We start from the raw sequence: 19903 nt of genomic DNA on the forward strand, positions 1-19903 counted from the left end.
GGGGCGAGACCATGGCGCATAACATATACGAGGAGGCCCCTCACGGTTGGTGAGGGGCCTCCTGTGGCTATTGATCGGTCAGAACCGATCAGCGTCAGCGGACGCTGCGGCGACGAACCGCGACGACCGCACCGCCGGCCAGCGCGAACAGAGCCGCGATGGTGGCGAGCACCGCCGTGTCGGCGCCGGTGGCGCTGAGCTTGCCGTCGTTCGGCTTCGTGGTCGGCTTCGTGGTCGGCTTCTCCGTACCCGGTTTGGTCGGCTCGGTCGGGCCAGTCGGGCCGGGCACCTCAGAGTCCTCGGTGACGGTGACGGTCACAGAGGCGGACTTGCCGTTCGCCGTGGTCGCGGTCACCTTCGCCACGCCCTTCGCGACGGCGGTCACCTTGCCGGTCTTGTCGACCGTCACGACCTTGTCATCGCTGGAGGCCCACGTCACCGCCTGGTCCGCGTCATCCGGCGCGACCTTCGCGGTCAGCTGCGCGGTGGTGCCCTTCTTCAGCGACAGCGCGCCATTGGCAACACCATCGCCAGAAACGGTCACACCCGTAGCCTCCGGAGTCTCCGTCACCTCGGGGTTGTCCTTCGGCTGCTCGGGCTCGGTGAGCTCGACCGGAGTGGCCTTGGCCGTCGCAGCCAGCTCGGCGACAGCCGCCCAGGTGACGCCTGCGCTGGTTTCGGTGAGGCCCCATGCGTCGTTGATCTGGAACTTGACGTACACGTCACCGGACGGAATGGTATTCGGCAGCGCGATGGTCTGCAGTTCCTTGGTGTACGGGAACTCAGCCGTGGCGACGGGTTCACCCCAGTTGGTGACATCGGCAACGCTGTTGGCGTCGCTGGCCGCCACCACGTACACTGCGACGTTCTTGGCCGGGCCGTTCAGCTTGTCCTGACGGTACAGGTGGGTGATGGCCGCAATCTTGTTGCCCTCGCCGGGCGACGCCTTGAACGCCAGCCAGTGCGGAAGATTGGCGCTGGGGTTGGAGTACTTGCTGTGCCAGAACGTGTTTGCGTTCTTGTCGAAGGCGTTGCCCACGGGAGCATGCTCGCCGGTGGTCTCCTGAGAGCTCGCCGCGTAGTCGCTTGCTTCCACGTCCTTGGTCAGGCTGCCGGTCAGCGCCACGCTGGTGGTGCCGAGCTCTTCACCGGTCTTGGTGTTGGTGAGCTTGAACTGCACGGTGGCGTCGCCCGTCCCAGTGGTGTTGACCACGTTGAAGTAGGCGATGGCGGCCTTGCCGGCCGGAATCGACTTGAGGCTGACGCTTCCGGGCTTGATCTCCCAGCCTTCCGGCACGACCGGGGTGACGGTGACGTCACCGGTGTTCGCGTTGGATGCGGCCCTCACCTTGACGGTGATCTTGGACGGGGAGGCCGGGTTCACGGTCTTGGAGTCCACGGTGGCGGACATGCCCATGTGGCCGGTGAGCGTGAACAGCGCGTTGTCGCTGACCAGGTCAGCCGGGAACTGAGCGACGGTGCCAGCGGCGGGACGATGGGTCTCCAGATCGATGTTCTGCTCGTTGCCGGTGGCGATGGCGAGACGCTGCTGCGTCAGCGCCGGGGAGATGGTGTACTTGCCATCCTTGTCGGCGCGGATCTGCCACTTCTGCGTGTTACGCTCATTGGCGGTGTTGCGCTGATCCTGACCGACGGACACGTCGGCGCAGTTGCGCAGTTCCGGCCTCGCGCCGACCTGGGTGACGACATCGAGATGCTTGCTTCCGGTGAAGAGCGCAAGACACTTTCCGGACACTGTATCCTTCATCTGGTAGTAGCCGTCAGGCGTGGTGATGAGCTCCCACGGACCTTTGGAGATCGACTTCAACTGGGGGATGTCGTAGATGCCGGCATCGACCGGGGTGTAGTCGTATTCGCGGATGTCCAGCGGGTAGCCGATCTTGTCGATGTCCGCCTTCATATCGTTCCACGTCGCCCACGGGCGGGAATCGGACCAGGTCATCTGCGAGATGAAGCGCATGCCGTCGAAGATCTCCTTCTCGACCTCGTTCTCGGTCTGGAAGTATGAGCTGTCGGGCCAGATGGACACCTTCGCACCGGTCAGTTTGTCGTAGTTCTTGTCGATCTGTCGTCCGCCGTCAAAGGTTCCGACGTTCCAGTTGTTGTTGTACAGTCTTGCGGCGTTGACCTTGTACACTTGCGCCGAACGGGACCAGTACAGGGCCTGGGTCGCGTTCATCAACGTGTATCCGTCCTGGACGAGCTCCTGCGGCTTGCGGCCGGCACCATACCAGTATTCGATGACGATGTCCTTGTTCAGGGAGACGTTCTTGGTGTTGACGATGCCGTCGTTCCAGATGCGCAGCTGCTTGCCCTTGGCCTTGACGTATTTATCTATGTCATTGATGAAGCCGGTGAACGCATCATTCGGTGTCGCGCCGGCTCCGTACTGCTTTTCGGCGAACGTCTTCAACTTGCTGTAGTTGTCGAAGCTGGTGCCGATCATGTACTCGTCGGCGCCCATGTGCCAGTATTTCGTGGTGAATACGCCGTCGTATTCGTCAATCAGCGTCTTGTAGAACTTCACGGCCTCCGGGTTGGAGATGTCGAGCTTGTTGGGATCCTTCCGGCCTGAGTTGTCGGCAAGCTGGTACTCCGGGTAGTTCTCCAGCCAGACGTTCATGTGGCCCGGGGAGTTAATCTCCGGAATCACGTCGATGCCGTAGTTATTCGCCTTCTTGACGAACTTCTTGACGTCGTCGCGCGTGTAGTACGACCATGTGGCGGCCTTCTTGGTGTTGTCCTCTTCCGGCTTGAGCTTCATCTCCAGCAGCACGTAGTTGAGGCGCAGGTCGGCCATGTCCGACAGGAAACGGTCGATCCAGTCAGTGGAGATGTTGATCTGGCAGGCGCACAGCGTAGCGCCGCGCTCCTTGTACTTCGGCTTCGTGGCGACCGTGCCGGCGGGCAGGGTCAGCTGGCCCTGGCGAAGCATCTGCGAGACGGAACGGGTGCCGTAGAACACGCCGATGTCGGTCGCGCCGATGACCTCAAGGCCCTTCGAGCCGATGTTCAGCTTGAATCCCTCATCACCCAGTTCGGCCTTCTTCGATGCATCCAACGTGAGCGAGATGTCTTTGCCCGTCGCTGAACCGGTCGCGGCCTTGATGTCCACGTCGGTGAACTTGGTCAGCTCGGATGCCAGGCTCTGCGCACGCGCGGCCAGTGCATCGCTCGACACGACGCGGGTGCCTTCACCCAGCGTCCATGCGCCGGTGCCGTCGGTCCAGCCGTCCATGCTCGGGACGGTGGCCGGGCGGGTGAGATTCACGGGAGCCGTGGCACTGTACCCGGCTGCACTATCGTCGGCGGCGCTGGCCGTCATCGCGGTGCACATGCCACCGACCATCAGGCCGGCTACAATGGCCGCAACGGTACGCACACCGAAACGTCTATTGGAGCTTTTCTCCATTGAAACTTCCTTTATTCTCTTGTTGCGGTTATGACAGGAGAGCTTCATCGTCTCCAATGGATGCCGAGCCGGCAAAGCAAGACAAAGCCGTCACAACATCATCACCGATTAAACGTACACTGTGTTAACAAAATTAGCAAGATGCATGAATGTCGCCTTGCGTTCCAGCCTTTTCCACGCCCGGCACCCATATTCCACGTCACATCGCGTTCATCATCGGCTTACGCTCGTTACAAAACCGGCCGACCGAATTTACCTGGTCACGCTACACTGCTGTGAGTACCGAAACCGGCTGGGAGCCGAGCGAAAGCATGAACATATAAACGGACCGTATATATACCGCATGATATACGTCCCGGCACGTCACTGGAAGGGAGCGGCAATGACGCACGAAGACGGAACGACACCGTTGAATCATCTGGTAAAGGTATTGAGACTGGGCGACCCTTCCGAATACCGCGGACATACCTACATCAGCGGGGAGAGCCTGTACTTCCCCACCGGACGCGTGTACGGCGGGCAGGTGATCGCGCAGTCGCTGATCGCCGCGTCGAAGACGGTCTCGCCCAGCCGGCTCCCCCATTCGGTGCACGGGTATTTCATCGCGGCGGGCGATATACGCCAGGATTTGCTGTTCGACGTGGAGACCCTGCGGGACGGCCGGTCGTTCTCGGCGCGCAGGGTCAACGTGACGCAGTCCGAAGGGCCGATCCTGACCGCCATCGCAAGCTTCCAGGAACAGGGGCAGTCCGGAGTGGAGTTCTCCGATACGATGCCGCAGGACGTGCCGGCACCCGAAACGCTCACCAGTGCCAAGGAGCTGATGGAACCATATGCCGACAAATCGCCGTTCGCCAAGTTCTATGCGAAGAAGTCGCCGTTCGACATCCGCCACGTCACGCCGACCATCATGCTCGGCGCCGACAAGGACAGCGCGGCGCACGACTCAGGCAAGCAGCTGGTGTGGATGAAGGCCGACGGCGTGGTGGACGTGCCGCAGGTAATGCATCGGGCGATGCTGGCGCTCGGCTGCGATCAGGTGATGATGGAACCGGTGCTGCGCAGGGCGGGGCTGAGCATCTCGACGCCTGGCATCTCGTACGCGTCGATCGACCATTCGATGTGGTGGTATCGCGACGTGGACATCAACCAGTGGCACCTGTACGTGCAGGATACGCCGACCGCCGCGCACGGGCGTGGACTGGGCGTGGCCAAGGTGTACACGCAGGACGGCGAGCTCGTCGCCGCGATGGCGCAGGAGGCCATGATCCGCGTGCCACAGCAGTGAGGCCACGGACGATGAGTGCGGGCGGGTATCGAGGCTGGGGCTGAGACTGGTTCGGTGCCGGGAATTGCGGCTGCGGCCAGTATCCCGGTTGAGGCTGATAATGAGGCTGCGGCTGATAATGAGGCTGAACCGTCGTTGGTGTGCCATTTTGAACTGCCGGACCGGTCTGGGCAGCCGGGCCAGACACCGGTACGGCATTCTCGACCTTGGTTCCACATTTCGCGCAGAATTTGGCGTCTGCTTCAAGTGCACTGCCCACAGTGCATGCAGGACTTCATGCTTTTCCCTCTCGGATACGGCCCATCACAGAATGTGCGTTCCGATCAGCGGAACCGCGGATTCCATGCTCTCTCCATGGCGATCCTATTCCTGCACCTGCGAAACCTCCGTTTATCGCGGACGGGGGTGTTCACCTATTGAAGGGGCACGGAGATTGCCGGTGATCAGAGTGCGGGATCCGTAGTCCTGATTGGCACCGGACCACCCTCAGCCGCTACGCGGCACCTCCCGCCAGCGGGAAGGGGCTTAGTGGCGGGTTTTGGCGGTGGCGGAGGCGATGCCGCGGCGGCGTTTGGCGGCCTTCATCTTGGGGTTCTCCGGGCCCTCCATGGGCGGCAGCCGGCACAGCCATTCGCCGACGATACCGATCACCATGTCCGCCAGGCATATCACGGCGGCGACGGCGCATTGCGCCACGGCCGTCGCATAGTAATCCGCCTCGATATGATCGAGTACCAGCAGAATCTGCCCGACATACCAGCCGGCCAGCGCAGCGCCGGTCAGCCCCAGCGCCTTCGACAGCATAAGCGTGTACACGGCCTTGGTCGGGTCGAGCGGCTTGAGTCGGGCCCGCTTCTGCGGATCGGTGGTGGCGTACTGATGCACCTGCAGCGCCATCACCAGCACGACAATGCCCAGCAACAGGAGCACCACGGACACGAACCATGGCGCCCCCAACAACGAAAGCCCCGAGGACTCACTGACCTGCACAAGCAGACAGCCCGCGATCAGACCGAGCAGCAGCGCGACGACATACTGCCACCATGGGGTGCGACGTATCTTCATTCCGTACTCCCTACGATCCAAGTGTCGGACAGCAGTCCCACACGGTCGGCGTCGGGTGCCATGGCCAGCAGATACGACACCGGGTCGCCGCCGAGCCGCGCCTGCGGGTCCATGTCCATCCACGGTGCGAGCACCGAAGCATGGGTGCGGGCTGACGGCCACGGCACCCGGCAGTCCGGCTCATCGCAGACCGTTCCCGGCATATCCACCAGATCGAGGTCGACATCCCCGTTCAACGACTCCTCAACGGAACCGAGCGTGGCAATCAGCGCCTTCGCGTCCATCCGGCACGTCATTTGCATGACAGCCGACATGGCATCCGACCCATGCAGATGGCTCACATGATACAGCGGCGAGATGCCCTCGACCTGATCACCGGGAATGCCCTCCAATGCGACAATCGCCGTGCGGAACAGGGTTTCGGCCTCGTTACTGCAACTGTCCATCGAGATGACGGCCGTGTGCATGGCCGGTTGAACGGTAGCGGTATCGCCGTCGCCCGGTTTCCGCGCCGAACCGTCGACGGTTCCATCGAATTGCGGTATGTCGGCTGCGCTGCCGGACGGCTGCACCAGGGCATCGTCGGCCATGCCGGTCATCCAACTGTCGTCGATGCGATGTACGTCCTCGCGGTCACCGGCCTCGTGCAGCAAATCAGCAATCTCTCCCCCGTGCGGGCCCGCGAGCCGGGCGGCCGGATCAAGAGCCAGCCACGGTGCCAAAACGAACGCCCGCTGCCACGCACGCGGATGCGGCAAAGTCACATTCGGGTCCTCGCTGACGAGGCCATCGACATCGATGATGTCAAGATCCAGTGTGCGCGACGCCCAATGTTGTTCCCGCGTGCGTCCATGAGCAACTTCGATATGCTGCAGGCGGCCAAGCAGACTCGCCGCGTCCAGTTCGGTCGTGACCTCGATGACAGCGTTGAGAAAATCCGGGGTACCATCCGGCATGCCCCATGCGGCGGTGCGGTACAACGGCGATATCCCAGTCACCTGTGTGCCTTCAAGGCCGTCGATATCCGCGATCGCGGACCGCATCGACGCCGCGACGTCGCCCTTGTTGCCGCCGAGTGCGATCACGGCGTGGTGCATGGGCGTGACACGGCCTTCATCAGCTCGACCAGTTTTGCCGTCCGTATTCCGTCCGCTCCGCCATCGCTCGATGGTGACGCTCACGTCGGCGAACGGCACGGTGATCGGAGCTTTGGGCTTATGCACGGTGACGGTTACGCCTTGGACTGCGGGATGGTCGGCTATCACGGCGTCAGCGATGAGAGCCGCCAGCCGCTCAATCAAGTCGACATGCTCGCCTTCGATGACGGATACGATCCGTTTGGCGACGCGCCCGTAATCAACCGTGTCATGCAGGTCATCGCTGGAACCGGCACGTGACAGGTCGAGATGCAGCACGGCATCGACGATGAAGGGCTGCGCGCGCTGGTGCTCGTAGTCCAGCACGCCGTGCGTGCCCATGCCTTGAACGCCGGTGAGGCGAATCGTGTCCACGATTGCATCCTTTCGTTTAGGTTGGTGGTGGGTGACCACCCCAGTCAGTTTCGCCGACGGCCCTCCGGCTGAGGGAGGAGGGTTAGTTTTGGTATTGTCGCCAGAGGGAGCCGATTGTCAGGGCGGCGCGGCTGCGGCGCACGTCATGCACGCGGACCGCCCAGGCGCCGTGTTCCGCGCACAGGGCCGACAATGCGGCAGTGGCATTGTCACGGTCGTCCATCGTCGGCTCGCCTATGCCGGCATCGTTCAACGCCGCCGAAACGAACCGCTTTCGGGAGGCTCCGATCAGCACCGGATATCCCGACCGCTTGAACAGATCCAGTCCGACGAGCAGCGGCAGATTATGCTCGATGCCGGGCTTGGAGAATCCCAGACCGGGGTCGATGATGACCCGCTCCGGGGCGACACCGGCCTTGAGCACCGCATCGACCTGAGACATCAGCTCGTCATACACGTCCTTGAGCACGTCGTGTTCGTAGTGCGAGGTGTCGGCGTCCGGCGCGGCGCCGCCTTTCGACCCGGCCAGCCAGCCACGCCAATGCTGTACGATGTACAGGCAGTCATGGTCGGCCACCACGTGCGGCAGATCTCGGTCCAGTCGTCCGCCGGACACGTCGTTGATGATCTGCGCGCCCTCATCCAGCGCGGCCTGCGCCACGGCAGAGCGTGTGGTGTCGATGGAGACGACCGCTCCGTGGGCGATCAGCGCCTTCGCGGCACCGGTCACACGGTCGAGCTCGTCCTTCTCGCTGACGCGCTTGGCGCCGGGGCGCGTCGATTCCGCGCCGATGTCGATGATGTCGGCTCCCGCATGCAGCATGTCGTCGCCGTGGTCGCGGGCCTTGCCCGGATCCAGCCACAGGCCACCATCCGAAAACGAGTCCTCGGTGATGTTGAGCACACCCATCAGCAGTGTGCAGTCGGTATCATGCAACCGCTGCAGTTCAGTCATGAATTCTCCTATCCGTCAATCGCCGAAACGGCGGCGATGCCGACCAGTCACGGCGATGAGCCGGATCAGTGCTTGGCCATGATCAGACTCATCGCCTCGGCACGGGTGGCCGGGGTGCGCATCACGCCGCGGACCGCCGATGTGATGGTTCGCGACGCGGGCTTGTTCACGCCCCGCATCGCCATGCACATGTGCTCGCATTCGGTCACGACGATGACGCCCTTGGCGTCCGCGTATTCCATCAGCGCGTCCGCGACCTGCTGGGTGATGCGTTCCTGCACCTGCGGGCGACGCGCGTACAGCTCCACCAGTCGGGCGAGCTTGCTCAATCCGACGACCTGCCCGTTGGACGGGATGTAGCCGACATGCGCGACGCCGTGGAACGGCAGCAGATGATGCTCGCACACCGAGAACAGCTCGATGTCGCGCACCAGCACCATTTCATCGGTCTCGACCGGGAAACGCTTGGACAGCACCTCCTGCGGGCTGCGTCCGAGCCCTGAGAAAATCTCCTCGCAGGCACGTGCGATACGGTCAGGCGTCTCCAGCAGACCCTCGCGATCGGGATTCTCGCCGATCGAAGTCAGGAACAGCCGTACGGCCTTGCGCACGCCCTCTTCGTCAATCGCCATATATCCTCCAGCTTCCCTCACCACTTATATAGTCGTCATGCCCGCCGAACCGGGGCAGGCACACCGTTTGCCGTCAAACGGCAAACACCCGTGCGCCCGGCGAGCCCCTTTGCGGGACCGTCGGGCGCACGGGCACGAAATCACCGCTCCCCCGGCTTCATGCCGACGGAACGTTTGAGCGACTCCGGAATCTCCACCGGAGGCTTGTCGGAATCGGGACGGCGCTGGTCGGACAGCCACACCGGACGTTCCGGAGCCTTCCTGATGTTCGCGAAGATCGCGGCCAGTTCCTTCTCATTCAGCGTCTCCTTGACGAGCAGCTGGCGAACCAGCTCATCGAGCACATCGCGGTTGTCGTTGATGATGTTCCATGCCTCGGTGTGCGCGGTCTCGACAAGGCCGAGCACCTCCTCGTCGATGACCTCGGCGGTGCGCTCGGAGTACTTGTGCGGCGCAAGACCATCGAAATCGGCGCTCTGGTCGTCGGTGTCGGCCCACTTAATGGCGCCGAGCTTCGAGGAGAAGCCGTATTCCACGACCATGGTGCGGGCGATCTTCGTCGCCTTCTCGATGTCGTTCGACGCGCCCGTGGTCGGATCGTGGAACACGACCTCCTCCGCGGTGCGTCCGCCCATCGCGTACGCCATCTGGTCGAGCAGCTCGTTGCGCGACTGCGAGTAACGGTCGGTGGTCGGCATGACCGCGGTGTAGCCGAGCGCACGGCCACGCGGCAGAATCGTCACCTTGGTCACCGGATCGGTGTTGTGCAGTGCGGCGGCGACCAGTGCATGGCCGCCCTCGTGGTATGCGGTGTTGCGCAGCTCATTGAGGGCCATGCCCTTCGACTGACGCTTCGGGCCGGCTTGGACGCGGTCGATGGCCTCGTCGATGGCACGGTTGTCGATCAGCTGGGCGCCGGCACGGGCGCACAGCAGCGCGGCCTCGTTGAGCACGTTGGCCAGATCGGCGCCGGTGAAGCCCGGCGTGCGCACGGCGACCATGTGCAGATCGACGTCCGGCACGAACGGCTTGCCTTTGGCATGCACCTTGAGGATGGCCTCGCGGCCTTCGAGGTCCGGCGCCTCCACCGACACCTGACGGTCGAAGCGGCCGGGGCGCAGCAATGCCGGGTCGAGCACGTCGGGGCGATTGGTCGCGGCGATGATGATCAGGTTGGTGTCGCTGTCGAAGCCATCCATCTCGACGAGCAGCTGGTTCAGCGTCTGCTCGCGCTCGTCGTGACCACCACTCATGCCGGAACCACGCTTGCGTCCGACGGCGTCGATCTCGTCGATGAAGATGATGGCCGGGGCGTTTTTCTTCGCCTCATCGAACAGGTCACGGACGCGGGAGGCGCCAAGGCCGACGAACATCTCGACGAAGTCGGAGCCCGCCATCGCATAGAACGGCACACCCGCCTCGCCTGCGATCGCACGGGCGAGCAGCGTCTTGCCGGTTCCGGGAGGACCGTACAGCAGCACGCCGCGCGGGATGCGGGCGCCCAGGGCCTTGTACTTCGACGGATCCTTGAGGAAGTCCTTGATCTCCTCGACCTCCTGCACGGCGGAGTCCTCGCCAGCCACGTCGGAGAACTTGGTGGACGGCGTCTGGCCTTCGAGCAGCTTGCCGTTGTTCTTCTTGCCGCCCATGCCGAACATGCCGGACGCGCCGCCCATGCGGCTCATCAGGAACCAGAACACGGCGATCATGATGATGAACGGCAATATCGAGCTGATCAGGTAGCTGACCATGCTGGTCTGCTGCATGTTAGAGGTCCACCCCTTGGAGGGGTCGGCCTTCTCGACCGCCTGCACGACCTGCGCGCCCTGCGCGAACGTATAGTAGAACTGCACCTTCTTGCCGTAGTTGTGCGGCTTGTTCGTGTCCGGATCGGTCTTCGTGAAGTTGCTCTTCAGCTCAAGCTGCACCAGCTGCTTGTTGTCGATGATCTTGGCGTACGCGACGTTCTCGGTCTTGAGCAGGGCGAAGCCGTCCTTGGTGTCGATGGTCTGCGTGCCGGCGCCGGCGAACAGCTGGAAGCCGGCGACCGCCATGACCACCAGCAGCACGCCCCACAGCCACGGGGACTTCCAGAACGGCTGCGGGCCGCCTGAGTTGTTTCCCTTCTGGTTGCCGTTGGGGTCGTTGGGCGAATTGCGTTTGAACGGATTGCCGTTGCCGCGGTTGCCATTGCCACTCGGCGGCATCTGCTGAGGGCCTTGAGGATAGCTCATACCTGATTATTCTCCTTGATACACTTCGGGCTTCAACACGGCGATGGAGTCAAGATTGCGGAATCGCTCGTCATAGTCCAGGCCGAACCCGACCACGAACTCATCGGGAATCTCATAGCCGCGATACCGCACGTCGACGTCCACTTCGCGGCGCGACGGCTTCTCCAGCAGCGCGAATATCTCCACCGACGCCGCGCCGCGGCGCTTGAGTTCCTCGACGAGCCATGCCAAGGTACGCCCTGAATCAACGATATCCTCGACGATAAGAATGTGCCGACCGCGGACATCGCAGGACAGGTCCTGCCGTATGGCGATCGTCCCGCTCGATTCGGTGCCCGACCCGTAGCTCGAAAGACTCATGAAATCCATCTGCACGGGAATGCTCAGCGCCTGCGAGAACGCGGCGATGGTGTTCACGGCACCCTTGAGCACCGCGACCAGCAGCAGGTCACGCCCCTGATAGTCCTTGCTTACCTGCGCCGCCACCTCGTGTATCTTGCTTGCGATCTGAGCCTTGGTGATCAGCTCATGGTCGATCTCGTCTTGAACATCAGCGATTTGCATGGAGACCATCTTGGCACACGCGAATGACGTGTTTCCGACGAAATGCTGAATGACCGCTGGGAAGTGCCACGGCACCCTGACCGTGCCACTGCGAGATCAGCCGGTCGACGGCGTCGACGTGACGGAACCCGGCCTCGATGCCGACCGCCGCGAGCGCGTGCGCGATCACGCGCAATCTGATCGCCCGCGGCTCCCGCGCCAACGCTTTCGCGTCGATCCGCAGCAGCTCGCAGTCTCCGTCGACGCTCCCGCACGAATCCCCGGCGAACGTCACCGCGTGCGCCGCAACCGATTCCGCGATACCGTCGAGATACGACTTCTCGATGGATGCGAGTTCGGCACCGTCACAGAACCTGCTCACGATATCGCCGCCGGCGAACGCGTTCAGATAGGGAATCAGCGTGTGGCGGACGCGCGAGCGCAACGGGAAATCGTCCGGCAACGGTTCGTCCGCAGCCATATGGTCGCCGTTGGTCGGGTCATCCCACCATGTGATCCCGAGGTCCTCGCAGATGCCGGTCGTGTCCGCGCGGGTCAGACGCAGGAACGGGCGGGCGAACCGCACGCCGTCACGCTCGACGATCCGCGGCATCCCCGCGAGCGAATCCAGTCCGGAGGACCGCAGCACATCCATCAGCACGGTTTCGGCCTGGTCGTCGCCGGTGTGGGCGAGCAGCACGCATGCGGCCGATTCCCGTCGGGCCGTATCGGCCAGCGCACGGTATCGCGCGTCGCGGGCCGCGGCCTCAACGCCGTGACCGTCCCCCGACACTTCGACCGGCACCACCGTGACCGGGGCGAGCCCCAGCCCGCAGCATCGCCGTGCCGCCGACTGAGCCACCTCATCCGAATGCTCCTGCAGCCGATGATCGACCACGACGGCCCCGCATCTGATGCCCCACGACGCGCACACGATGCCGGCCACCGCCGCCAACGCCATCGAATCGCGACCGCCCGAGCAGGCCACCAGCACCAGCGGGGCATCGGGCGCGGGGGTATGATCGCCGTGCTCGGCGAAGCGCGGATCCTGCCTAGGTAGTCCCAGATCGACCAGCATGGATCGCATCCGGCCGATCGCGGCACGCATCACAGCGGTATATGGCATGGGTCGAAACCTTTACAGCTTGGCCAGTTTGGCGGCCATCACGTTGATCGCCTCGATGGCCGACCACTGGTTCTCCGGGTCGTTGACGATCACGGCGAACGACAGCACGCCGCCCTTGACGCGGGACACGTTGCCGGCGAGCGAGGTCACGGCGTCGAGGCTGCCGGTCTTCACGCGGAACAGGCCGTTGTCCGGGCCGGTGACGATACGGTTCCTCGCCGTGCCGACCAGGCCGGGGATGGACAGTCCCTCCGCCGCCGCGGTAGCGATGCCGGCGGTGAGATTGCGCTCCTGCATCTCGATCAGCGTGGTCACGCTGACCTTCGATCCCGGCGTCAGACCGGAGCAGTCGGCCATCTGCAGGCCGGACGTGTCGATGCCCTGCTCGGCGAGCGTGTCGGCGACGGCCTGCGTGTCGGTCTTGATGCTGTTGCCGGCCTGACGCTTGAGCGCCGTCAGACGGCCGAATAGCTGGGCTAGCGTATTGTCGGAATGCCTCAGCATGAACGCCATGACCTCGTTAAGCGGCGCCGAGCTGACCGAGGCCAGCGCTGAAGTGCCGCTTGGCGCCGCGCCCGCGGTCGGCCCGGACATCACGGTGATGCCGTTGTCGGCGAGCCGCTTCGCGAAGGTCGTCGCCGCGTCCAGCGCAGGCTGCTGGGACAGCACCGGGTATTGGCTGGAATCGTCGGGATTGGCCGGCTTGACCATGTCGGTCCAGGTGCGTCCGCCGTCGACGGCCATCGTGGAGATCGCCGTATAGTACCGGTGCTCCGCGTTGTTTTCCGTGACGCCAGCCGGCGTACGATCCTGCCCGAACAGCGAATCGTCGTACAGCAGGTCGACCTGCGTGATGCCGCGCTGCTTCAACGCCTCGGCGGTGCGCTGCGCCAGCGTGCCCAGCCCGGCATGGCCGTTGATGTGCGAGGGATCGCTCTCCCCGTCCGACAGCAGCATGTCGCCCTCACCCTGCAGCACCACGGTCTTGCGGTTGTCGTCGCCCTGGATGAGATAGGTCTTGGTGTCGAGCGTGGAGCCCATGTCCAGCGTGGTCGCCGCCGCGAACGCGGTCAGTGTCTTCAGGGTCGATGCGGGCTGGCGGGGAATCATGGCGTCATGCTCGGCTACGATGTTGCCCTTGCCGTCCGCGATGGCCAGCGAGAAGGATTTGCCCACGCCCTCGCTGGCGGAGAACTCGTCGAGGATGGTCTTCGCGGCCTGGGCGTCGACGGGCATGGACGCGTCGACGCCGGCGGCGACCGTGCCGCCCGTGAGCGCGTCCTGCGGGTCGGGAATCGCGACGCTGTCCACTCCCCGCAACGTCAGGATGCCAGGTGCCACGTCATAGATGTCAGCCACGAAATACCCCGCCATCACCGCAACGGCGACGACGGCGGACACCGCGACGGTGACGGTACGCCGCGTCATCGGCAGATGCCGAATCATATGATGTCGGGCCGCAGCCTTTGATGCCACGAGCGAACTCCTTAGACAGACGTTACATCATCGCCGCAAGGGCGCCGCCCGAACCGGCTCAGCGCTGCAGCGACGCGAACGAATCCAACGTCTGGACGACACGGATCGCGCGCGCATCCAACAGCTTACCGCCAAGCCATGAACCGATGACCATGGCCGCCACGCCATTGGCGAGACCGACCGGCGCCATGACCCATAGCCAACCGCCCATATCGGCCACAACGAGCACGATCGCGACGAGAATCGTCGGCAGCATCGGAATCAGACAGCCGAAAAGCTGCACGAACGGGAACAATCCCTGGGCGACGGCACGGCCCTGCGGCGTGGAGAACGGCTTGTCCATCGACGGCACCGGATACATCAGCGAGCAGTTGGTGATCTCCGCGACGCCGATGCTGCTGAACGAGACACCCAACGCCAGACAGATGAACGTCACGCCCAGGAGCAGGCCGTCAGCCGTGCGCCAATCGCCGGTCAACACGAAGCAGGCCAGACCGAGCACCACCATATATATCACGTTGATGGACGCGAACACCCGCATGCGGGACCGACGGTCGTCCCAGCCGCGCACGCCGGCCAGCACCTCCATCGTGAAACCGCGGCCGTCGTATGCCAGGCCGTTGCCCTCGGTCATCTGCATCATCCATCCGCCCCAGATCAGACCCTGCCAGATCACGATCGTGATGCCACGCGACTGGAGCGCGAACAACGCCACGAACAGGACGGGCATCACGAACAGCAGGATCTGACGCGGGTCGCGGCGCAGATACGTCAGCAGACGGGCGGACATCGCGCCGGACGTGCTGTCCGGCATCCAGCCGAACGCGCCGATGCCGCGGACCTTCGCGGCACGCTCGGGCGCACCCGCGGTCACGCGGTCATGACGCAGGCACCAGACACAGCCGACGAAGCACACCACCCACGTGACGGCCAGGATCGCCAGACGCGCCACGAACAGGAGCGGGTTACCGGTCAATAGGTCGTACGGCAACTGGAACGCGGCTCCGAACGGGGTCCAGCTCAGAGCGTCGGCCACGCTCAGATCCGTCAATGACGGAAAATCATACAGACTGCCGGAATCGGCGGGGTTGACGATGATGTTCGGCAGCTGGCACAGCACAATGAACACGATCATCGCGATGAGGTAGAACGCGTTCTTGCCACGTTTCGAGCGCACCAGCGTCGTCGATGCCGAAATGACCAGCTTGGCCAGCGACATCATCGTGATGATGGCCAGCGGGGCGGCGATGAGCTGCATGACGACCATGCCCACACTCATCCACCGGTATGCGAGGGACCACAGCATCAGTGCCAGCGTGCCACAGATCGCAGGCAGACCGCTCAGGCCGCCGAGCAGCATGCCGAGCTGCAGTTTCCGGTCGGGAATGCCGTACAGCGCGAACCGGTGCGGAGCCATGGTCGAGCCGTCGCCGACGAGCATCAACTGAATGAACAGGATGATGAAGCCGGCGAACGTCGACCCGTACATCACCGCGACGTGCAGCACCCCGTACATCCACCCCGCAGGGATGTGATGACCCGCCATATCGAATACGGGGCCGCCGAGGAACCACGCGAGAGCGCCGACTCCCACAAGGGCGCCGATGCCGAATACGATGCCGAGCACATAGCCGATGGTCTGCCACGTCGACTTGCGCAGGGTGGCAAGGGTGAGCGCCCAGCGCAGACGCACCATGGTCAAAACGACTTCCATCATGACTCCTCGGGCGATGGGAACGGGGCGGTGGGCGCAGACGAGTCGGCAGGGGCGACGCCGTTCGCCGCGTATCCGCCGTCGAGCCACGACAGCTTGGCCGCGGCATGCCGGCCGCCGACCAGCTGCAGGAACCGCTCCTCAAGGTCCTCGCCGGCCGACACCTGCTCTATCGTGCCCGCCGCGCGGACCTGCCCGGCGTTGATGACGGCGACGTGCGTGCACATCTTCTCCACCAGCGACATCACGTGCGAGGAGATGATGACCGTGCCGCCGGTGGACGCGTACTCGGCGAGGATGTCCTTGAGGTTCGCGCTGGACACCGGGTCGACCGACTCGAACGGCTCATCAAGCACCAGGATGCGCGGGCTGTGAATCATCGCGGACGCCAGGCAGATCTTCTTGGTCATGCCCGCGGAATAATCGGACACCATCGTGTCCGCGGCGGAAACCAGATCGAAGGCGTTCAGCAGGTCGCCGGCGCGACTGTGCGCCACATCGCGCTTCATGCCGCGCAGCATGCCCGAATAGATCAGCAGCTGCATTCCGGTGAGCCGGTCGAATATCTGGTCGGGCTGCGGCATGACGCCGATCTCACGTTTGGCGGCGTTGACGTCCTGCCACACGTCCTGCCCGAGGATCATCGCGGTACCGGCGTCGGGGACCAGCAGGCCGGTCACCATGTTGAGCGTGGTCGTCTTGCCCGCGCCGTTCGGGCCGACGAGGCCGAAAAACGAGCCGACCGGGATGTCGAGGGACAGTCCGTTGACCGCAATCTTGCGGTCAAAGCGCTTGTACAGGCCGCGAATGGAGACCGCCGCGCGCGGGTCGGGCGGCGGCAGTGTCGCAACCGCGGGACGGGAGGGGACGGATGACGATGCCGCACGCGCGGGAAAACCGCCAATCTGCGGCTGATTGTCTATACTCATGACTCAAGCATAGACCATGCAGTTGTATAGACCAATCATCCCGCAGATCGATGACGGGTCGGCGGCAGCCAGCATCGGCCCGGCCGGCGGAGTCAGACATCGCTGCCGAACGCCGGTCGAAGCACGGCCCAAACCCGCTCAGCCCTTATGCACGATTGGCTTCCACTGAGCCTTGGAGAAGATGGCCTGGAACGAAATCGGCATGTAACTGAGCATGTAGATGGGGAAACTCAGCACATAGGCGAACAGCTCCTTGTTGGTGGCGCCGATGTGGTCGCGTTCCGCGACGATCGTCAATGCGGCCAGCGCCATCATCGTCACGACCGCCAGCACGATGTCAAAGGCCCATCCCGCAATCGCACTGAGCTGGCTCTGCCACGTCACGAATCCGAACGCCACGAACAGCAGGCCCAGTACGATGCGGATGACGCCCAGCACCGTGAACGGGCATAGCAGCAGGGTGAAATCGACGGACGAGAAATCACGCTCACGCACGGCCCGCTTGATCAGCGCCATGCCGTAATACCGGAACACCTGCAGGAATCCCTTGCTCCAGCGCAGTCGCTGACGCCAGCTCTGCTGGAACGTGACCGGCTGCTCGTCGTACAGCATGGCGGTGCCGCAGTATCCGATGCGGTCGCCGTGCAGGATGGAGTCCATCGTGAATTCCAGATCCTCGGTCAGCAGATGGAATTTCCATCCCCTGTTGCGCCGCATCACCTCGCGAGAAAACATGAATCCGGTGCCGCCCACATGACAGCTGGAGCCGAGGATCATGCGCGAATTGTTCAGGAATCGCGACTCGCGGATGAACCACAGGGCCGAACCGGACGACACCCAGTTGTCGGCCAGGTTGACCGAATTGCGGTAGCTGGTCAGGATGCGGAAACCGGACTGGAAGGCCTTGTTCATCTCCTCGACGTAATGACGGTCGAGCCGGTTGTCGGCGTCGAACACGAAATAGGCATCGTAGTCGTCGGCCACACCCGAGTCAATCATGGTGCTCAGCAGGTACGACAGCGCGTATCCCTTGCCGATCAGCTCCGTGTCGTGGCGTTCGACGACATGGCATCCCATCTCGCGGACGACTTCGGCGGTGCGATCGGTACAGTTGTCGGCCACCAGCCAGATATCGATCAGCTTGCTCGGATAGGTCTGGTTGTGCAGCGAGTCGATGAGGTTGCCGATGACGTTCTCCTCGTTGCGCGCGGAGATCAACACAGCGTAGCGCTTGTCCATCGGCGCGTCCGGGAAGTGCACCGGCTTGGAGAACAGAGACATGATGACGCAGATGGCCTGGTAGATGATGCCGACGCCGCCCACCACCATCATAAGCACGTCGATTACGGTCAGCAATGCCATTAGCGCCACCTGCTTCGCGGATTGTCGGTAGACCCGTCACCACGGCGTGGGCGGGCGGTCTTTGCGGGACGGTCGGCTGCCGGCTTCGCGGCGGTGCCGGATGATTCGCTGTCGGACGGTCTATCGGAGGAGGTCTTCGCGGCGCCGGGCTCTGCAGAGCCGTCGCTGCTACCATCATCGCCATGCGCCTGTGCGGTACCGTCACCGACTCCGCGCAATTTCACGGCGTTGCCCGACTTCGCCCCCTCGCGCACGCTGCGCGACAGCACGTCCTTCGGTATGGCAATCGTTTCGGAATCCTCGGTCTCGTTGGCCTCGTCAAGGTCATATATCTGGTCGCGCAGCGCACGTAGCTCGTCGCTGATCGGCACATGGGCGCTCGATCCTTTGGCGGCGCGCGGCATATGGTCGCTCATCGGCTTGATCACGCGCTCACTGAACGCCTCGGCGCCCTCCACGACCTTAGACTTCTTCCCCGGCACCGGATCGCTCATCAGCGGCGACTCCACCAGCGCATAGCGCTTCGTGTACACCTTGAAGATGGCCTGCATGCTCGCCGTGACCGGCAGTGCGAGGAACGCGCCCAGAGCGCCGAACAACGCGCCCATCACCAGTACGGCGAGGAACGCGACGCATGGGTTGAGGTCCATCGTGCGCTGCGAGACCTTCGGCGAGAGAATCAGGTTCTCGATCTGCTGGTACACGATGATGAACACCAGCACACCGACCCCGTACCACAGGCCATTCGACCCCCAGGCGAACAGCACCGGCAGCGCGCCGCCGATATACGTGCCGACCGTCGGCACGAACTGCGACACGATACCGCAGAACAACGCCAGCGGCAGCCAATATGGCACGTGGATAATCTCCAGGAAAACGGCCGTGCAGGTGGCGTTGATGGCGGCCAGGATGGAGCGGGAGAACAGGAAGCCGGAAATCTGCTCCTGCACCACCGTCCAGCCGAGCAGGAAACGGCGCTGCGTGTTCGGTCCGAGCCACTGGCACAGGCTACGGCGCATCTTCGGGCCCGCGGCCGAAATATAGTACGTCACCATCAACACGGTCAGCAGATTCAACAGGAAGCTGAACACGCCCATCGTGGTGGTCAACGCCTGACCGGCGAAATCGGTGATCCACGACGTCTGCACGTTCTTGAATATCTCCATGCCGAGGTTCTCTATCTTCGGCATGTCGAACGACGTGTACTGCTTCACCGCGTCCACGATCTCCGTGTATATCGACGGAAGCCCCTTCACCATGGAGATCAGCTGCTGCACGAACATGTTGCCGAACAGCGTGAGCAAAGCCATGACGATCACGGCGAGGCCGATCAGGCTCACCGCCGACGCGGGGCCACGCTTCCAGCCGTGTCGCACCATCGAGACCACCAGCGGCTCGACCGCCAGCGCGATGAATATCGAGATGACGACATCCAGCACGATGGTCGATATCTTGCCCCACGATGTCCACACGAAAATCGCGGCGAACACCGCGATGACCGTGTACAACAGCGCGCGCCCCCACCAATCCGGCGGTCGACGCGAATCCCCTTTGGCGGGGAACACCGACGCCAAATCCAGTTTCTGATCATCCGTTTCACTCATGAGACCCTATTGTAGCCAGCGGGAGTGTACG

At 63.5% G+C, this 19903-nt stretch carries 14 protein-coding genes; 1 reads left to right on the forward strand and 13 read right to left on the reverse strand.

The window, feature by feature from the left end; all coding sequences use genetic code 11:
* Positions 1-94: 94 nt before the first annotated feature.
* Positions 95-3433 carry a family 20 glycosylhydrolase gene (locus MMB49_RS07405; protein ID WP_047297638.1) on the reverse strand — a complete coding sequence of 1113 codons (3339 nt, stop codon included), beginning with the start codon at positions 3431-3433 and terminating at the stop codon, positions 95-97.
* Between the two features lie 382 nt (positions 3434-3815).
* Here MMB49_RS07405 and MMB49_RS07410 point away from each other — a divergent pair, with 382 nt between their 5' ends.
* Entirely contained in the window at positions 3816-4721 is a 906-nt protein-coding gene (locus MMB49_RS07410; protein WP_003814782.1) for an acyl-CoA thioesterase, read from the forward strand.
* A gap of 525 nt (positions 4722-5246) precedes the next feature.
* Here the strand turns inward: MMB49_RS07410 and MMB49_RS07415 are convergent.
* The 12 genes from MMB49_RS07415 to MMB49_RS07470 all read right to left on the reverse strand — a co-directional run bounded on the left by MMB49_RS07415 (position 5247) and on the right by MMB49_RS07470 (position 19872).
* Positions 5247-5786, reverse strand: coding sequence for a DUF3180 domain-containing protein (locus MMB49_RS07415; RefSeq protein ID WP_047270753.1), 540 nt, complete (start codon positions 5784-5786; stop codon positions 5247-5249).
* A complete protein-coding gene (gene folK, locus MMB49_RS07420; protein WP_047270756.1) occupies positions 5783-7297 on the reverse strand; it encodes a 2-amino-4-hydroxy-6-hydroxymethyldihydropteridine diphosphokinase in 1515 nt (504 codons plus the stop codon). The genes MMB49_RS07415 and folK overlap by 4 nt, the downstream gene beginning before the upstream one ends.
* 82 nt (positions 7298-7379) lie before the next feature.
* Positions 7380-8252 carry a dihydropteroate synthase gene (folP, locus tag MMB49_RS07425; RefSeq protein WP_013363793.1) on the reverse strand — a complete coding sequence of 291 codons (873 nt, stop codon included), beginning with the start codon at positions 8250-8252 and terminating at the stop codon, positions 7380-7382.
* A gap of 65 nt (positions 8253-8317) precedes the next feature.
* Positions 8318-8884: a GTP cyclohydrolase I FolE gene (folE, locus tag MMB49_RS07430; RefSeq protein WP_003816279.1), complete on the reverse strand. Its 567-nt coding sequence runs from the start codon at positions 8882-8884 to the stop codon at positions 8318-8320.
* 140 nt (positions 8885-9024) lie between these two features.
* Positions 9025-11118 carry an ATP-dependent zinc metalloprotease FtsH gene (ftsH, locus tag MMB49_RS07435; protein ID WP_003814772.1) on the reverse strand — a complete coding sequence of 698 codons (2094 nt, stop codon included), beginning with the start codon at positions 11116-11118 and terminating at the stop codon, positions 9025-9027.
* A 6-nt stretch (positions 11119-11124) separates the two neighbouring features.
* A complete protein-coding gene (gene hpt / locus MMB49_RS07440; protein WP_003816281.1) occupies positions 11125-11682 on the reverse strand; it encodes a hypoxanthine phosphoribosyltransferase in 558 nt (185 codons plus the stop codon).
* Positions 11669-12787 carry a tRNA lysidine(34) synthetase TilS gene (tilS, locus tag MMB49_RS07445; RefSeq protein WP_047270760.1) on the reverse strand — a complete coding sequence of 373 codons (1119 nt, stop codon included), beginning with the start codon at positions 12785-12787 and terminating at the stop codon, positions 11669-11671. The genes hpt and tilS overlap by 14 nt, the downstream gene beginning before the upstream one ends.
* A gap of 12 nt (positions 12788-12799) precedes the next feature.
* Complete coding sequence (locus tag MMB49_RS07450; protein WP_022173721.1) at positions 12800-14263, reverse strand: D-alanyl-D-alanine carboxypeptidase/D-alanyl-D-alanine-endopeptidase; 1464 nt, start codon at positions 14261-14263, stop codon at positions 12800-12802.
* A gap of 58 nt (positions 14264-14321) precedes the next feature.
* A complete protein-coding gene (locus MMB49_RS07455) occupies positions 14322-15977 on the reverse strand; it encodes a hypothetical protein (RefSeq protein ID WP_047270763.1) in 1656 nt (551 codons plus the stop codon).
* Entirely contained in the window at positions 15977-16906 is a 930-nt protein-coding gene (locus tag MMB49_RS07460) for an ABC transporter ATP-binding protein (protein ID WP_047270765.1), read from the reverse strand. The genes MMB49_RS07455 and MMB49_RS07460 overlap by 1 nt, the downstream gene beginning before the upstream one ends.
* Positions 16907-17044: 138 nt before the next feature.
* A complete protein-coding gene (locus MMB49_RS07465; RefSeq protein ID WP_003814758.1) occupies positions 17045-18268 on the reverse strand; it encodes a glycosyltransferase family 2 protein in 1224 nt (407 codons plus the stop codon).
* Positions 18268-19872 carry an AI-2E family transporter gene (locus MMB49_RS07470; protein ID WP_047270767.1) on the reverse strand — a complete coding sequence of 535 codons (1605 nt, stop codon included), beginning with the start codon at positions 19870-19872 and terminating at the stop codon, positions 18268-18270. The genes MMB49_RS07465 and MMB49_RS07470 overlap by 1 nt, the downstream gene beginning before the upstream one ends.
* Positions 19873-19903: the final 31 nt, after the last annotated feature.

This window comes from Bifidobacterium sp. SKU (assembly GCF_026016405.1).
In the GTDB taxonomy this organism is placed as follows: Bacteria; Actinomycetota; Actinomycetes; order Actinomycetales; family Bifidobacteriaceae; genus Bifidobacterium; species Bifidobacterium bifidum.

What these genes read in the sequence shown, in the direction of transcription:
- ftsH (WP_003814772.1), bottom strand. Translation starts at nt 11,118, where the DNA reads ATGAGCTATCCTCAAGGCCCTCAGCAGATGCCGCCGAGTGGCAATGGC.
- folE (WP_003816279.1), bottom strand. Translation starts at nt 8,884, where the DNA reads ATGGCGATTGACGAAGAGGGCGTGCGCAAGGCCGTACGGCTGTTCCTG.
- MMB49_RS07460 (WP_047270765.1), bottom strand. Translation starts at nt 16,906, where the DNA reads ATGAGTATAGACAATCAGCCGCAGATTGGCGGTTTTCCCGCGCGTGCG.
- MMB49_RS07415 (WP_047270753.1), bottom strand. Translation starts at nt 5,786, where the DNA reads ATGAAGATACGTCGCACCCCATGGTGGCAGTATGTCGTCGCGCTGCTG.
- tilS (WP_047270760.1), bottom strand. Translation starts at nt 12,787, where the DNA reads ATGCCATATACCGCTGTGATGCGTGCCGCGATCGGCCGGATGCGATCC.
- folP (WP_013363793.1), bottom strand. Translation starts at nt 8,252, where the DNA reads ATGACTGAACTGCAGCGGTTGCATGATACCGACTGCACACTGCTGATG.
- hpt (WP_003816281.1), bottom strand. Translation starts at nt 11,682, where the DNA reads ATGCAAATCGCTGATGTTCAAGACGAGATCGACCATGAGCTGATCACC.
- MMB49_RS07470 (WP_047270767.1), bottom strand. Translation starts at nt 19,872, where the DNA reads ATGAGTGAAACGGATGATCAGAAACTGGATTTGGCGTCGGTGTTCCCC.
- MMB49_RS07410 (WP_003814782.1), top strand. Translation starts at nt 3,816, where the DNA reads ATGACGCACGAAGACGGAACGACACCGTTGAATCATCTGGTAAAGGTA.
- MMB49_RS07465 (WP_003814758.1), bottom strand. Translation starts at nt 18,268, where the DNA reads ATGGCATTGCTGACCGTAATCGACGTGCTTATGATGGTGGTGGGCGGC.
- MMB49_RS07455 (WP_047270763.1), bottom strand. Translation starts at nt 15,977, where the DNA reads ATGGAAGTCGTTTTGACCATGGTGCGTCTGCGCTGGGCGCTCACCCTT.
- MMB49_RS07405 (WP_047297638.1), bottom strand. Translation starts at nt 3,433, where the DNA reads ATGGAGAAAAGCTCCAATAGACGTTTCGGTGTGCGTACCGTTGCGGCC.